General features: G+C 53.9%; 15 protein-coding genes and 1 pseudogene. 9 read left to right on the top strand and 7 right to left on the bottom strand.

Features of this window, described 5'->3' with window-relative positions:
- The 3 genes from OVA10_RS11680 to OVA10_RS11670 all read left to right on the top strand — a co-directional run bounded on the left by OVA10_RS11680 (window position 1) and on the right by OVA10_RS11670 (window position 3915).
- Window positions 1–579: a CoA pyrophosphatase gene (locus OVA10_RS11680; protein ID WP_102103958.1), complete on the top strand. Its 579-nt coding sequence runs from the start codon at window positions 1–3 to the stop codon at window positions 577–579.
- Between the two features lie 183 nt (window positions 580–762).
- A complete protein-coding gene (gene sdaA, locus OVA10_RS11675; protein WP_100779824.1) occupies window positions 763–2127 on the top strand; it encodes an L-serine ammonia-lyase in 1365 nt (454 codons plus the stop codon).
- 189 nt (window positions 2128–2316) lie between these two features.
- Window positions 2317–3915, top strand: coding sequence for an EAL domain-containing protein (locus OVA10_RS11670; protein ID WP_102103959.1), 1599 nt, complete (start codon window positions 2317–2319; stop codon window positions 3913–3915).
- A 6-nt stretch (window positions 3916–3921) separates the two neighbouring features.
- Here the strand turns inward: OVA10_RS11670 and yoaE are convergent, their stop codons facing one another.
- Both yoaE and OVA10_RS26145 read right to left on the bottom strand, forming a co-directional pair.
- Window positions 3922–5481 (bottom strand): CNNM family cation transport protein YoaE, encoded by a 1560-nt coding sequence (yoaE, locus tag OVA10_RS11665; RefSeq protein ID WP_268195983.1) that lies wholly within the window; start codon window positions 5479–5481, stop codon window positions 3922–3924.
- Complete coding sequence (locus tag OVA10_RS26145; protein ID WP_371923348.1) at window positions 5469–5627, bottom strand: protein YoaL; 159 nt, start codon at window positions 5625–5627, stop codon at window positions 5469–5471. The genes yoaE and OVA10_RS26145 overlap by 13 nt, the downstream gene beginning before the upstream one ends.
- 317 nt (window positions 5628–5944) lie before the next feature.
- On the opposite strand from OVA10_RS26145, the gene manX reads away from it, so the two are divergent.
- The 5 genes from manX (at window position 5945) to mntP (ending at window position 10102) form a co-directional block, all read left to right on the top strand.
- Complete coding sequence (gene manX, locus OVA10_RS11660; protein WP_102103961.1) at window positions 5945–6907, top strand: PTS mannose transporter subunit IIAB; 963 nt, start codon at window positions 5945–5947, stop codon at window positions 6905–6907.
- Window positions 6908–6955: 48 nt separating this feature from the next.
- Window positions 6956–7756, top strand: coding sequence for a PTS mannose transporter subunit IIC (gene manY / locus OVA10_RS11655; RefSeq protein ID WP_022648448.1), 801 nt, complete (start codon window positions 6956–6958; stop codon window positions 7754–7756).
- A gap of 12 nt (window positions 7757–7768) precedes the next feature.
- Entirely contained in the window at window positions 7769–8620 is an 852-nt protein-coding gene (locus tag OVA10_RS11650) for a PTS mannose transporter subunit IID (protein WP_154125742.1), read from the top strand.
- Window positions 8621–8674: 54 nt separating this feature from the next.
- Window positions 8675–9133: a DUF986 family protein gene (locus tag OVA10_RS11645; protein ID WP_100779819.1), complete on the top strand. Its 459-nt coding sequence runs from the start codon at window positions 8675–8677 to the stop codon at window positions 9131–9133.
- Between the two features lie 402 nt (window positions 9134–9535).
- Entirely contained in the window at window positions 9536–10102 is a 567-nt protein-coding gene (gene mntP / locus OVA10_RS11640) for a manganese efflux pump MntP (RefSeq protein ID WP_102103963.1), read from the top strand.
- Here mntP and rlmA read toward each other — a convergent pair.
- The 4 genes and pseudogenes from rlmA to OVA10_RS11620 all read right to left on the bottom strand — a co-directional run bounded on the left by rlmA (window position 10099) and on the right by OVA10_RS11620 (window position 13285).
- Window positions 10099–10914 (bottom strand): 23S rRNA (guanine(745)-N(1))-methyltransferase, encoded by an 816-nt coding sequence (rlmA, locus tag OVA10_RS11635; RefSeq protein ID WP_123427605.1) that lies wholly within the window; start codon window positions 10912–10914, stop codon window positions 10099–10101. The genes mntP and rlmA overlap by 4 nt on opposite strands.
- A 66-nt stretch (window positions 10915–10980) precedes the next feature.
- Window positions 10981–12699: a peptidoglycan glycosyltransferase FtsI gene (ftsI, locus tag OVA10_RS11630; RefSeq protein ID WP_268195982.1), complete on the bottom strand. Its 1719-nt coding sequence runs from the start codon at window positions 12697–12699 to the stop codon at window positions 10981–10983.
- Between the two features lie 219 nt (window positions 12700–12918).
- Complete coding sequence (gene cspE / locus OVA10_RS11625; RefSeq protein ID WP_001062678.1) at window positions 12919–13128, bottom strand: transcription antiterminator/RNA stability regulator CspE; 210 nt, start codon at window positions 13126–13128, stop codon at window positions 12919–12921.
- Between the two features lie 12 nt (window positions 13129–13140).
- Window positions 13141–13285, bottom strand: a pseudogene (locus tag OVA10_RS11620) (DUF2627 domain-containing protein).
- On the opposite strand from OVA10_RS11620, the gene OVA10_RS11615 reads away from it, so the two are divergent.
- A complete protein-coding gene (locus OVA10_RS11615; protein ID WP_268196926.1) occupies window positions 13247–13609 on the top strand; it encodes a hypothetical protein in 363 nt (120 codons plus the stop codon). The pseudogene OVA10_RS11620 and the gene OVA10_RS11615 overlap by 39 nt on opposite strands.
- Window positions 13610–13806: 197 nt before the next feature.
- Here OVA10_RS11615 and OVA10_RS11610 read toward each other — a convergent pair whose 3' ends face one another.
- Window positions 13807–14796 (bottom strand): MBL fold metallo-hydrolase, encoded by a 990-nt coding sequence (locus OVA10_RS11610; protein WP_268195981.1) that lies wholly within the window; start codon window positions 14794–14796, stop codon window positions 13807–13809.
- Window positions 14797–14810: the final 14 nt, after the last annotated feature.

Raw genomic sequence — 14810 nt, 5'->3', positions numbered from 1 at the left:
TTGGATACCCACGATCTGACCCTGGATGATTTTCTGTCGCGCTTTCAGCTTTTGCGCCCGCAGGTGAATCGTGATGCGCTGAACAGCCGCCAGGCGGCGGTGTTGATCCCGGTGGTACGCCGCGAGCAGCCAGGATTGTTGCTGACCAAACGCTCGTCGCATTTACGTAAGCACGCAGGCCAGGTGGCGTTTCCCGGGGGTGCAGTCGATGCCTCCGATGCCTCACTGATTGCCGCTGCCCTGCGCGAAGCCCAGGAAGAGGTGGCGATCCCGCCAGAATCCGTTGAGGTGATTGGCGTGTTACCGCCGGTGGACAGTGTGACCGGCTTTCAGGTAACGCCGGTCGTCGGGATTATCCCGCCCAATCTGCACTATCACGCCAGCGAAGATGAAGTGGCGGCGGTGTTCGAAATGCCGCTGGCGGAAGCCCTGCGACTTAGCCGATATCATCCGCTGGATATTCAACGGCGTGGACACGATCACCGGGTGTGGCTGTCGTGGTATCAGCATTATTTTGTCTGGGGCATGACGGCGGGCATTATTCGTGAGCTGGCACTGCAAATCGGCCTGAAGCCTTGACTATACTTTACATTCTGAATTTTTCTTCGGGTTTGCGAGGGGCGTCGCACCATTAGCAAAACAGGGGTTATTCATTAGTTTAATTCATGTGAATAGTTCAGCCGACCTGTAACTTCCCTCTTACACTATGCGCAGTTATAACATCGTTACTGGAACCCCGGTAACCCTGTCAGGAGTAAGAAAGTGATTAGTATATTCGACATGTTCAAAGTGGGGATTGGCCCGTCTTCTTCCCACACTGTAGGGCCGATGAAGGCCGGTAAACAGTTCGTCGATGATCTGGTCGAAAAAGGATTACTGGAAAGCACTACCCGTGTAGCCGTTGACGTTTACGGTTCACTCTCATTAACGGGTAAGGGCCACCACACCGATATCGCCATTATTATGGGTCTGGCAGGTAACATGCCGGACACCGTGGATATTGACGCCATTCCGGCGTTTATCCGCGACACTGAAACACGCGGTCGTCTGCTGCTGGCTAACGGCAAGCACGAAGTGGATTTCCCCCACGACGACGGCATGCGTTTTCGCAGTGATAACCTGTCACTGCACGAAAACGGCATGCAGATCCACGCCTTCAACGGCGACAAAGTGATCTACAGCAAAACCTATTACTCCATCGGCGGCGGTTTTATCGTCGACGAAGAGCACTTTGGCAAAGACACGGCGGGCGACGTTAACGTCCCTTATCCGTTCAAGTCTGCGCAGGAAATGCTCGACTACTGCAAACAGACCGGCCTGTCGCTCTCCGGCATGGTGATGCAAAACGAACTGGCGCTGCACAGCAAAAAAGAGATCGAAGACTATTTTGCTAATGTGTGGCAGACCATGCAGGCCTGTATCGACCGTGGGATCAACACCGAGGGCGTTCTGCCTGGGCCACTGCGCGTACCGCGTCGTGCCTCTGCCCTGCGCCGTATGCTGGTGACGACCGATAAATTCTCCAACGACCCGATGAACGTGGTCGACTGGGTGAATATGTTTGCGCTGGCGGTGAACGAAGAGAACGCCGCCGGTGGCCGCGTGGTGACGGCACCCACTAACGGCGCATGCGGTATCGTTCCGGCGGTGCTGGCCTATTACGATCACTTTATCGAGCCGGTGACGCCTGACATTTACATCCGCTATTTCCTCGCAGCGGGTGCCGTGGGCGCCTTGTACAAAATGAATGCGTCCATCTCCGGTGCTGAAGTGGGCTGTCAGGGTGAAGTGGGCGTAGCCTGTTCCATGGCGGCGGCCGGTCTGTCTGAACTGCTGGGTGCCAGCCCGGAACAGGTTTGCGTGGCAGCGGAAATCGGGATGGAACATAACCTTGGTCTGACGTGCGACCCGGTCGCCGGCCAGGTGCAGGTACCGTGCATCGAGCGTAACGCCATCGCCTCCGTGAAAGCGATCAACGCCTCGCGTATGGCCATGCGCCGCACCAGCGAGCCGCGTGTGTCGCTGGATAAGGTCATTGAGACCATGTACGAAACCGGAAAAGACATGAACGCCAAATACCGTGAAACCTCTCGCGGCGGCCTGGCGATCAAGGTGCAGTGCGACTAACCATTTCGACTGTACCCTGAATACGTCACGCCGCAGGACGTTTAATGCGGCGTGAAGTATGACGGGGATATGCCCATCTGCAACGGATGGGCGAATTTTCTCCGCTGTCTCGTCACCTTAACATTTCCCCACTACACTTTCTGTGTTGCCCCGGCGCCTGGTGCTGGCGGCTTATCGAGCGTCCTTTTCATGCAAACTGCGCAAAGGATCATTAAAAGCTATCGCCGAAACCGCATTATTGTCTGTGTGCTGGTGGCGCTTTTTACGCTCTTTTTGACCCTGAGCTTTCGGTTTATTTCACAGCGTAATGTCAATCAGGACCGTATTCACGCTTTTGCAAACCACTCTGTGAATGCGCTGGACAGTATCCTTATTCCCCTTGAGAGTGGACGCGAAAAACTGCAATCCCTGGTGGGTGCCCCCTGCGTTGATATCCACCTGTCGCTACGAAAACAGGCTGCAACTCTGCAAACCGTGCGCTCTATTGGACTGATCAAAGACGGGATCCTCTACTGCTCCAGTATTTTTGGCATCCGCGACGTGCCGATCCGGCAGATACAACCGGCATTACCCTCAAGCCAGCCGCAGCTGGTGCTGTCGACGGATAAATCGCTGCTGAAAGGCAGCCCGATTTTAATCCAGTGGTATCCCGTCTCTGACAGCGGCGAAGACGGCGTGATGCAGGTTGTGAATATCGAGCTTATCACCCGCATGATGCTTGAGCCGCAGCCTCCGCTGATCACTGACGTGAGCTTAAGCGCGGGCAATAAATTTCTTCGCTACGGTCAGAATGTGACTGACACGCTCACCTATACCGATGACGCGATGATCCTGCGTCAGTCTTCGGCCCATTTCCCCTTCACCATTACCGTCAGCGGGCCTGGCGCGAGCCAGCTGGCGCTGAAAAATCTGCCCTCCCAGCTCCCACTGGCGGTGCTGTTGAGCCTGCTGCTGGGCTATATCGCCTGGCTTGCCACCGCCAGTCGCATGAGCTTTACGTGGGAGCTTAATCTCGGCCTGGCTGCACGCGAGTTCGAGCTGTTTTGCCAGCCGTTACTCAATGCCCGCACGCAGAAATGCGTCGGCGTGGAGATCTTGCTGCGCTGGAATAACCCCCGTCAGGGGTGGATCTCCCCGGATGTTTTTATTCCGCTGGCGGAGGAACACAATCTGATTGTTCCTCTGACGCGCTATGTGATCGCAGAAACCGTCCGTCAGATTGGCTATTTTCCCGCTAATAAAGGCTTTCATATCGGGATTAACGTGGCGGCCAGCCATTTTCGCAACGGGATGCTGTTACAGGATTTGAACCGCTACTGGTTCAGCGCGCATCCCAAACAGCAGCTGATTGTTGAACTCACCGAACGGGATGCCCTGCTGGACATGGATTATCGCATTGTGCGAGAACTGCATCGCAAAGAGGTCAAACTGGCGATTGATGATTTTGGCACCGGCAGCAGTTCGCTCTCCTGGCTGGAGAAACTGCGCCCTGACGTGCTGAAAATCGATAAATCTTTCACCACGGCGCTCGGGACGGATGCGGTGAATTCGACGGTGACAGATATGATTATCGCCCTGGGCCAGCGGCTGAATCTTGAACTGGTGGCGGAAGGGGTGGAGACGCAGGAGCAGGCGCGCTATTTGCGCGATCACGGCGTGACGATTTTGCAGGGATTTTTGTATGCGCGGCCGATGCCGCTGAAAGATTTTCCGCGGTGGCTGGCGGAGAGCTCGCCTCCACCAGCACCGCGGAATGGGCATATCGTTCCGATTATGCCCTTACGCTAAGCCTGATTACTCATCTTCGTCGTGGGCGGACTGCTCTTTAACAATACGCACCAGGTCTACGCGATAATCATTTGCCTGCATGATGGTGATTTGCAGTGGCGGCAGCTCAATGATATCGCCAACGCGCGGGATCTGGCCGTTCACGGCAATCACTAATCCGGCAACGGTCGCGATATCTTCTTCATCGTTGATGACGTTATCGAGACCCAGCGTGTGCTGCAGAGCGTGTAGATCGGTTGTCCCTTTGACCAGCCAGCCGTCGCCATCCGCCACGATTTCTGGCGTTTCATCGGCGTCCGGGAATTCACCGGCAATGGCTTCCAGCACGTCCAGCGGCGTGACCAGGCCTTGTACTACGCCAAATTCGTTAGTGACAATCACAAAGCTACCGCGCGCACGACGCAGCACGCCTAGCAGGTTGATCGGGTCCAGCGTTTCCGGAACCACTATCGCCGGTGCAGCCGCCGCAATCGCTTCGACGTTAACGCCCTCTTCCAGCGCCACCAGCAACTCTTTGGCACGCACGACACCGATGATTTCATCCAGCTCACCGCGACACACCGGGAACAGGCTGTGCGGTGAGGAGAGCAACTGCTGGCGGATTTCATCGACGCTCAGGTTGGCATCGACCCAGCTGATTTCACCGCGTGGCGTCATAATGCCGCGCAATGAGCGGGAGGCCAGCGACAGCACGCCGTTAATCATGTAACGCTCTTCTTCAACGAACGCCCCTTCCGGAACCGGCACTGGGTTACCGTTCGCATTTTCCGGCTGGACGGTCGTCTGGCGGCGACCGCCCATCAGACGCAGGATGGCGTCAGCGGTACGCGCACGCAGCGGCTGATTCGACTGCTGCTTAATAAAGTTGCGACGCGCAATCTGGTTAAACAGTTCGATAATGATCGAGAAGCCAATCGCGGCGTATAGGTAGCCTTTCGGAATATGGAAGCCGAAACCTTCTGCGACCAGGCTCAGACCAATCATCAGCAGGAAGCTAAGACACAGCACCACCACCGTTGGATGTTCGTTCACAAAGCGAGTCAGTGGCTTCGAGGCCAGCAGCATCACGGCCATCGCAATCACAACCGCAGCCATCATCACCGGTAGGTGGTTCACCATACCGACGGCGGTAATTACTGCGTCCAGGGAGAACACGGCATCGAGCACCACGATCTGTGCGACAACAACCCAGAAACTCGCATAGCCTTTACCGTGCCCGTCGTCGTGCTGGCGGTTCTCCAGCCGTTCATGCAACTCGGTGGTGGCCTTGAACAGCAGGAATAGCCCCCCCACCAGCATGATCAAATCACGACCGGAGAAGGTGAAATCCCAGACGGTAAACAGCGGTTTGGTCAGGGTAACCATCCACGAAATAACGGACAGCAGTGCAAGACGCATGATAAGCGCCAGCGAAAGACCGATTAAACGCGCTTTGTCGCGCTGTTTAGGCGGCAGCTTATCCGCAAGGATGGCAATAAACACCAGGTTGTCGATACCAAGAACAATCTCGAGAACAACCAGCGTGAGTAATCCCACCCAGATTGACGGGTCCATTAAGAATTCCATGACAAGCTCCTGCTAAAGGAATGACAAAACGGCGCCCCGGAAAGCGTGGGCGAAATGGCGGTAGACATGTTCAACGAGTGGCGAGGATCGCCGGCGTGCGAGGCGCAAAATGGCCTGGAAGATGACTGACGTCGGTGACGGTCCATACAGTGGGCTGTAGCCCTATACTCCTGGTAATTAAACGGAGGCTAAACATATCAGAGACAATGGCTTTTTAGCAAAGATTTACTTTCCTTTGCAAAGATCTGTAACAGAGTCGATTTTCATTTGGGATAAATCTCCTCTGTGAAGCTAAATTACGGATCTTCATCACATAAATTATTTTTTCACTATCTAAAATAATTCACGGAAGTCTTCGTTAATTTAACTCTAACCCTTTATCTGAATCGATTCGGTACGCCGGGGAAGATTCTCAGTACATCTGCCTGGCAGATGTATTCATGATAATAAAAGGAGGTAGCAAGTGACCATTGCTATTGTGATAGGCACACATGGTTGGGCTGCAGAGCAGTTACTCAAAACCGCAGAAATGCTGTTGGGTGAGCAGGAAAACGTTGGCTGGATCGATTTCGTCCCTGGCGAAAACGCTGAAACGCTGATTGAAAAATACACTGCTCAGCTGGAGAAACTGGATACCAGCAAAGGCGTGCTGTTTCTCGTTGATACATGGGGTGGCAGTCCGTTTAACGCCGCCAGCCGCATTGTCGTCGATAAAGAGCATCATGAAGTTGTCGCTGGCGTAAACATCCCGATGCTGGTGGAAACGCTGATGGCCCGTGATGATAACCCGAGCTTTGACGAACTGGTCGCTCTGGCAGTCGAAACCGGTCGCGAAGGCGTGAAAGCGCTGAAAGCACAACCGGTTGAGAAACCGGCTCCGGTCGCAGCGGCAGTGAAAGCAGCGGTCCCGACAAAACCGATGGGCGCGAACGATTACATGGTGATCGGGCTTGCGCGTATCGATGACCGTTTAATCCACGGCCAGGTGGCAACACGCTGGACCAAAGAGACCAACGTGAAACGCATTATCGTCGTCAGCGACGAAGTGGCTGCCGATCACGTGCGTAAAACCCTTCTCACCCAGGTTGCTCCTCCGGGCGTTACCGCACACGTCGTGGACGTCGCCAAGATGATCCGCGTGTATAACAACCCGAAATATGCGGGCGAGCGTGTGATGCTCCTGTTCACCAACCCGACAGACGTCGAGCGCATTGTTGAAGGCGGCGTGAAGATCACCTCCGTCAACATTGGCGGTATGGCGTTCCGTCAGGGCAAAACGCAGGTGAATAACGCGATTTCAGTCGATGAAAAAGATATCGAAGCCTTCAATAAGCTGAATGCACGCGGTATTGAGCTGGAAGCCCGTAAGGTTTCCACGGATCAGAAACTGAAAATGATGGATTTGATCGGCAAAGTTGGGAAATAACCCAGGCGCTGATTTTTCACATAAAGCTTATGTAATAGGAGAAGTACAATGGAGATTACCACTCTTCAGATTGTGCTGGTGTTCATCGTCGCGTGTATTGCGGGTATGGAATCCGTACTTGATGAATTTCAGTTCCACCGCCCTCTGGTGGCCTGTACGTTGATTGGCGCCGTTCTTGGCGATATGAAAACCGGTATTATCATCGGTGGTACGCTGGAAATGATCGCCCTGGGCTGGATGAACATCGGTGCGGCGGTTGCACCTGATGCAGCGCTGGCATCTATCATCTCAACGGTTCTGGTTATTGCCGGTCACCAAAGCATCGGTGCAGGTATCGCACTGGCCATCCCACTGGCAGCAGCAGGCCAGGTTCTGACCATCATCGTTCGTACTATCACCGTGGCCTTCCAGCATGCGGCGGATAAGGCGGCCGATAATGGCAACCTGACGGCCCTCTCGTGGATCCACGTTTCCTCTCTGTTCCTGCAGGCCATGCGTATTGCTATCCCGGCGGTTATCGTGGCGATCTCTGTAGGTACCAGCGAAGTCCAGAGCATGCTGAACGCGATTCCAGAAGTCGTGACCGGCGGTCTGAACATCGCGGGTGGCATGATCGTGGTAGTCGGTTACGCGATGGTCATCAACATGATGCGCGCAGGCTACCTGATGCCATTCTTCTACCTCGGCTTTGTTACTGCGGCGTTCACTAACTTCAACCTGGTTGCTCTGGGTGTGATTGGTGCGGTGATGGCGATTCTGTACATCCAGCTGAGCCCGAAATATAACCGCGTCGCGGGTGCACCAGCGCAGGCTGCTGGTAACAACGATCTCGATAACGAACTGGACTAGCAGGTGAGCGAAATGGTTGATATGACAAAAACTACCACTGAGAAAAAACTCACTCCGGGTGATATTCGTGGCGTATTCCTGCGTTCTAACCTGTTCCAGGGGTCATGGAACTTCGAACGTATGCAGGCGCTGGGCTTCTGCTTCTCCATGGTACCGGCCATCAAACGCCTGTATCCGGAAAACAACGAAGCGCGTCGCCAGGCGATTAAACGTCACCTGGAATTCTTTAACACCCATCCTTACGTTGCGGCTCCGGTTCTGGGCGTAACGCTGGCAATGGAAGAGCAGCGTGCGAACGGCGCAGAGATTGACGATGGTGCCATTAACGGTATCAAAGTCGGTTTGATGGGGCCGCTGGCAGGCGTGGGCGACCCAATCTTCTGGGGTACCGTGCGTCCGGTCTTCGCGGCTCTCGGCGCGGGCATCGCGATGAGCGGCAGCCTGCTCGGTCCACTGCTGTTCTTCATTCTGTTTAACGCCGTTCGTCTGGCTACCCGTTACTACGGCGTCGCTTACGGCTATCGCAAAGGTGTCGATATCGTTTCTGATATGGGCGGCGGCTTCCTGCAAAAACTGACCGAGGGGGCGTCAATTCTCGGCCTGTTTGTCATGGGGGCACTGGTTAACAAGTGGACGCACGTTAACATCCCGCTTGTCGTCTCGACCATTACCGGTCAGGACGGACAAACGCGTGTGACTACCGTGCAGACCATCCTTGACCAGTTAATGCCGGGCCTGGTGCCGCTGCTGCTGACCTTCGCCTGTATGTGGCTGCTGCGTAAGAAAGTGAACGCCCTGTGGATTATCGTTGGCTTCTTCGTCATCGGTATCGTGGGCTACGCTATCGGCCTGTTGGGTCTGTAAGTTTTAGCTTTATCCGCCGGGGGCTTGCCCCCGGTTTTTTATTCTGGAGGACGAATGACGGTTACGGACATCGTACTGGTTCTGTTTATTGTTGCCCTTCTGGCGTACGCCATTTACGACGAATTCATCATGCCGCGCCGCCACGGCGAGACACTGCTTGCCATCCCTCTTCTGCGACGCGGTCGGGTTGATGCGTTTATCTTCGCCGGTCTGCTCGCCATTCTGATTTACAACAATGCGATGAGCCACGGTGCTTTATTAACCACATGGTTATTATGTGCGCTGGCATTAATGGCGATTTATCTCTTCTGGATCAGAGTGCCAAAGATCCTCTTCAAAAGTCATGGCTTTTTCTTCGCCAATGTATGGATAGAATATAACCGTATTAAAGAGATGAATTTATCCGAGGACGGCGTATTGGTAATGCAATTAGAGCAGCGCCGGTTGCTCATTCGGGTGAAAAATATTGATGACCTTGAGAAAATATACAAACTAATGGTTAAAACTCAATAGGTTATCATTATAGCAATGGCTATATATTGTCTCCAGCTCACACGCACAATATATAGCCACAGCTATATTCCCTTCAGAATTAACTTATATTCCTTAACGTTATTCTCACCAATAAATCTAAATGAAAATCGTTATCAATTGGTTAATGGAATAATACCTTCCTGTTGTTGTTTTATATTCTCAAAATATGTTAAGGTTGCGCCGTCGTTGGGGAGTAGCCGATTTCCCGTCCCCGGGAAATGTACGTGTCAACATACTCGTTGAAAAACGTGGTGCGTACGGATCGTTTTCTGCACAGTCAGTTCATGTGCACTGTGATCAGGCGAGACCATTGAGACATCAACTGCTGTTTACTGGGGGCAGTGATGTGTCATATGGATATCCCCGGTCTGGACGCTTTAAATGAATATCTCTGCAACGATCCTTCTCGCTTTCGGCATGTCCATGGACGCTTTCGCTGCTTCCATCGGTAAAGGTGCCACACTCCACAAACCTAAATTCTCAGAAGCCCTTCGTACAGGTCTTATCTTTGGCGCTATCGAAACCCTCACTCCGCTGATCGGCTGGGCGCTTGGCATGCTCGCCAGTCAGTTTGTGCTGGAATGGAACCACTGGATTGCCTTTATTCTGCTGGCGTTCCTCGGCGGGCGAATGGTTATCGAAGGCTGCCGCGGTAATTCCGATGAAGATGACGCGCCGATCCATCGCCACGGCTTCTGGCTGCTGGTCACCACCGCGATCGCCACCAGTCTGGATGCGATGGCAGTCGGCGTCGGTCTGGCATTCTTGCAGGTCAATATTATCGCCACAGCGCTGGCTATCGGCTGCGCGACGTTGATTATGTCGACGCTGGGAATGATGGTCGGGCGATTTATCGGCCCGCTGTTAGGTAAGCGAGCCGAAATTCTGGGCGGTATTGTTTTAATCGGGATTGGCGGTCAGATTCTTTGGTCGCACTTCTACGGTTAACTCTCGCGCTGCCAGCAGTGAAGACTAAAATCTGTCTGGCAGCGGAACACGTCTTGCTTTCCTAAGGTTTCCCACACTTCCGGTTTGGCCCGCCACGCAAATGGCGTCATCTGTAACAGCGCCACTGCCTCTTCACCCGTCAGGCTCATTTCATAGCCCAATGACTGCGCGTGGCGCAGTGTAAAACCGCTAAGCTGTTCAGAATGCGGCGCATGCAGGCGAACCTCATCGTAAATCAGCCCTTTCATTTCCATCAGGTGTTTTGGCCCTGGGGTTACAGTAATGACCCATCCGCCCGGTTTAACCACTCGCGCCAGCTCTTCTGCCTTGCACGGGGCGTAGATACGGATAATGGCGTCCTGGCTGGCATCGTCAAACGGCAATCGATGGCTGGAGGCGACGCAGAAAGTGACCTGCGGATAGCGCTTCGCCGCCGCACGGATCGCTGATTTCGACACATCCAGGCCGACTGTTTGCGCGCCTTTTTCGCTGGCTACCTGGGCAAATGCCGCCGTGTAATAGCCTTCTCCGCAGCCAATATCGAGCACAGAAGTGGCATTCTGCTCAAGTATTGTGGCGAACCACTCAGCGACAGCGTCGCGCAGCGGCTGATAATGCCCGGCGTCGAGAAACGCGCGGCGCGCCTGCATCATCTCAGCGGAATCACCCGGATCGCGCGAGCGTTTGTGCTGAACGGGCAGCAAATTCACATACCCTTCTTTCGCCTTGTCAAACCGGTGCCCCTGCGGACAGGTATAGCTATTTTCGTCGTGCGTCAGCAGCGCGTGGCATAAGGGACAACTGAATGACATGGTAACTCCAGACAATATCAAAGGGCGAAAGTGTACCGCTATTCGCCCTGGTATAAAACGCCTGGCTTAACGCATCAGGATAAGATGGTTCGAATCAGGCGGCAAACCGTCCGGCTCAACGTTCTCAATGCGCAAAACATCTCCCATAATCTGGCTGAATACCGGTGCAGAGACCGCCCCGCCGTAATAGCTCCCGTTTTGTGGATCGTTGATCACCACAGCCAGGGCAAACATCGGATGACTGGCTGGCGCCACGCCTGCCGTGTATGCGACATATTTATCGATATACTTTCCGTCATCACCAATCTTTTTCGCGGTACCGGTTTTTATGGCCACCCGATAATCGCGTACCGCCGCTTTAATTCCGCCACCGCCCGGCAGCGCGACGCTTTCCATCATATGTTCCACCTGATGCACAATATCTTCCGGCATCACCTGGTGCCCCATAACCGGTGGATCGATTCGCGTGATCGACAGCGGCCGCTCCAGGCCATAGCTGCCGATAGTGGCATACACATGCGCCAGCTGCAGCGGCGTGACCATCAGGCCATAGCCAAACGCAAAGGTGGCGCGATCGAGCTGACTCCAGAATTTACGTTGCGGTAACAGGCCGCTGCTCTCCCCGGTCAGCCCCAGCCCGGTGGACGTCCCAAAACCGAAGCCCTGATAGGTATCCAGCAGATGCTGAATCGGCATCGCCAGTGACAGACGGGAGACGCCCGTATCGCTCGATTTTTGCAGGATGCCGGTAAGGGACAGCTCCGGATAGTAGCCGACGTCGCGAATGCGGTGGCCGTCGAGCGTATAGGGATGGGTATCAATTACGCTGTCGGGCTGGACGAGGCCCTGCTGTAGCGCGGTCATTAAAACCAGCGGTTTGACGGTTGATCCCGGTTCGAAGGTGTCGCTGATCGCCCGATTACGGAAATCATTCAGCGTGGCCCCTTCCCTGTTATTCGGGTTGAAATCCGGGAAACTCGCCATTGAGAGAATTTCCCCGGTTTGTACATTGATCAGCACCGCCGCGCCCGACTCAGCTTTGTTCCACGCGACGGCGTTGTCCAGTGCGTCTTCGGTGATGGTCTGGAGTCGCTCGTCGATGCTCAGCTGGATATTGTGCGCAGGAACCGGCGAGACCTCCGTTAGATTCTCGATCACGTGACCGTAGCGATCTTCCCTCACCCGCCGCACACCAGGTTTACCGGTCAGCTGCGCGTTGAAACTCTTTTCTACGCCTTCAATCCCCTGCCCGTCGATGTTAGTGAATCCGAGCAAATTGGCCGCCACATGCCCGGCGGGATAAAAACGGCGCGATTCGTCGCGTAGATTGATCCCCGGCAGGTTGAGCTTATCGATCCACTGCGCCTGAGAAGGGTCAACCTGACGGGCAAGGTAAATAAAGCGCCCCTGAGGGGTACTGTTGATCCGCGCAGCCAGGCTGCTCAGCGAAATATGCAGCGCACTGGCAAGCGCCTGCCAGCGGTCATCAAAACCGACGCCGCCTTTCGCCAGCACCGTTTTCGGATCGGCCCACACGGCCTGTACCGGCACACTCACCGCCAGCGGACGGCCTTCGCGATCGGTGATCATCCCACGCGGAGCGTTAATCGCCACTTCGCGCAGAGATCGCATATCTTCCTGTTTTACCAGGTTGTCAGGCTTGATGATTTGCAGCCATGCGACGCGTCCCAGCAGAAAGGCCAGACTGCCTAAAATGGCGATACACAGCAGGACAAAACGCGCCGGGGTGAAGTTTCCGGCAGGATCAGAGGTTTTCTTTTTCACCCGGACTCCAGGTCAGATTAACAACGCCCTGATTTAACGGGAAAAACGTGACATTAGGTGCGAAAACAATGCTTCTAATCTCGCAGCTTTGCAACAAACTACGAACAGAAGCGAACGGGGTAACATTTTGAAAAAAGAGGATTAAAAAAGCCCCGCATACGCGAGGCTTGATGTCTGAGTGTGAGGCGCCGTAGCGCTTCTAAGTCAGCAGGGATTCGATCAGATAGCGGTTACGTTAACAGCAGCCGGACCTTTCTGGCCGTCCTGAATTTCGAACTCAACGTTCTGGCCTTCAGCCAGAGTTTTGAAGCCGTTACCCTGGATTGCAGAGAAGTGTACGAACACGTCTTTGCTGCCGTCAGCAGGAGTAATGAAACCAAAACCTTTAGACTCGTTGAACCACTTAACTTGACCTTTAATCTTTGCCATTTGCAAAATTCCTTAGATTGTTTTCTTAGCCCGCAGGCATTGACATAGATAAAACTGAGACATTACTGCTTGAGGCACTAATATAAGGTTCGGCAGAGAAGCGGTATTCAACGACAACGTGTTTACTCAGGACTTCTTTACTGAAAATGCCACACATAAACAGAACTGTACCTCGTTTGACCCAAAACGTGTTATTACATACAACGATAATTATGGCAAGCCATTTTTAAACGTGTCTAGATCCGCCGCACAAACTCCGATCTCAGCCTGCGACATTATGCGCAACTGCATGCGCGCACTGCCGCCGACAGACCAAAGCGAACCGCAAGACAGGCGCCAGCGTAGCGCCTGTAATCTAAAGCAATTTTACCTTAGCTCAATCTTTGATATAGATCCAGCCAGTGCCGAAAGTTTAATGAATGCAATGATTGAGTTAGAACAATTTGCGAAAAGTTATGCTGAAATCAACGTAAGGTTTTGAGTTTTACACTGAAATAAACCGGCTATAAATTGTGCGGCTTCATCATATATGTCGGAGATGACAGTTTGGTGTATTGCACCAAAATAATGAAACGTCTTTCATCCTGGTGCAAAAGAAAGCAAGAAAAACGTTTCGATGGAAATACATCTGAGGGACAGGGTTGGAATAGAGAATATATTCAGCGAGGCGGTATTAGATCACAGGGATAAATATTGACCAATTTTCAATATTCTAAACTTGTCGTTAATCCCCGCTTCATTTTCCAGCGCCTGAGTAAGCTCCATCACCGGCTCGTCGAGGGACTCGTCGGCCAGCTCGAACACACCCCAGTGGATCGGAAATGCGAGCGGCATTCCCATTTGCTGCCAGAGCTTGATGGCAGATTGCGGATCCATATGGTGGGCCGACATGAACCAGCGTGGTGCATACGCCCCGGCGGGCAGCGCGGCGGCGGTAATCTGCCCCAAGCGCTGCGGGATGGCGAGCAAATCTGGCGTATAACCCGTATCACCGCTAAACCAAAAACGCTGATCTGCTTCCTCAAATACCCAGCCGCACCACAATGAGCGATTTCTGTCCCAGAAAGTGCGCATACTCCAGTGCTGGGCCGGAACGGCGGTAAGCGTAATCCCCTGAAACACAGCGCTCTGCCACCAGTCCAGCTCAAGAATATTTTTAGCACCGCGACGACGAAACCAGTCGCCGAGGCCCAGCGGCACAAATACAGTGAGTTCAGGGAAACGCCGCAACAGGTGGCGGACAGTAGCGGAATCGAGATGATCGTAATGGTTGTGGGAAATCACCAACGCATCAATGTGTGGAAGCGTGTCGACGGTTAAAACCGGGGGTGTCTTGCGTTGCGGTCCAAAAAAGGGGAGCGGCGAGGCGCGTCGGGAAAAAACAGGATCGGTCAGCAAATATTGCCCGCTTAAACGCAGCAGCACACTGGCATGCCCCAGCCACCAGACGCCATCTTCTGGCCGGTCGTTCAGTTCGGCAGGCTGCCACCACTGGCGAATAAATTCGTCATAACCCTGCGTGGGCGGTTTGGGTAATCCCGCCGCTTTGCGCTCCTTGCGCCACCGCTCGACGTCACCGGGCTGATGGCCAGTAAAGTCGAGGTTGCGAAACCCATCGGGAGCATGATGTTTCAGGGAGGGGTTATACCAGGGATTTTTCCAGACCACAGCCACCTCCCCCG

Source organism: Lelliottia sp. SL45, assembly GCF_026672535.1.
GTDB lineage: Bacteria > Pseudomonadota > Gammaproteobacteria > Enterobacterales > Enterobacteriaceae > Enterobacter > Enterobacter nimipressuralis.
The sequence above is the reverse complement of the archived record's forward strand: the minus strand, read 5'-3'. Positions and strand labels throughout refer to the sequence as shown.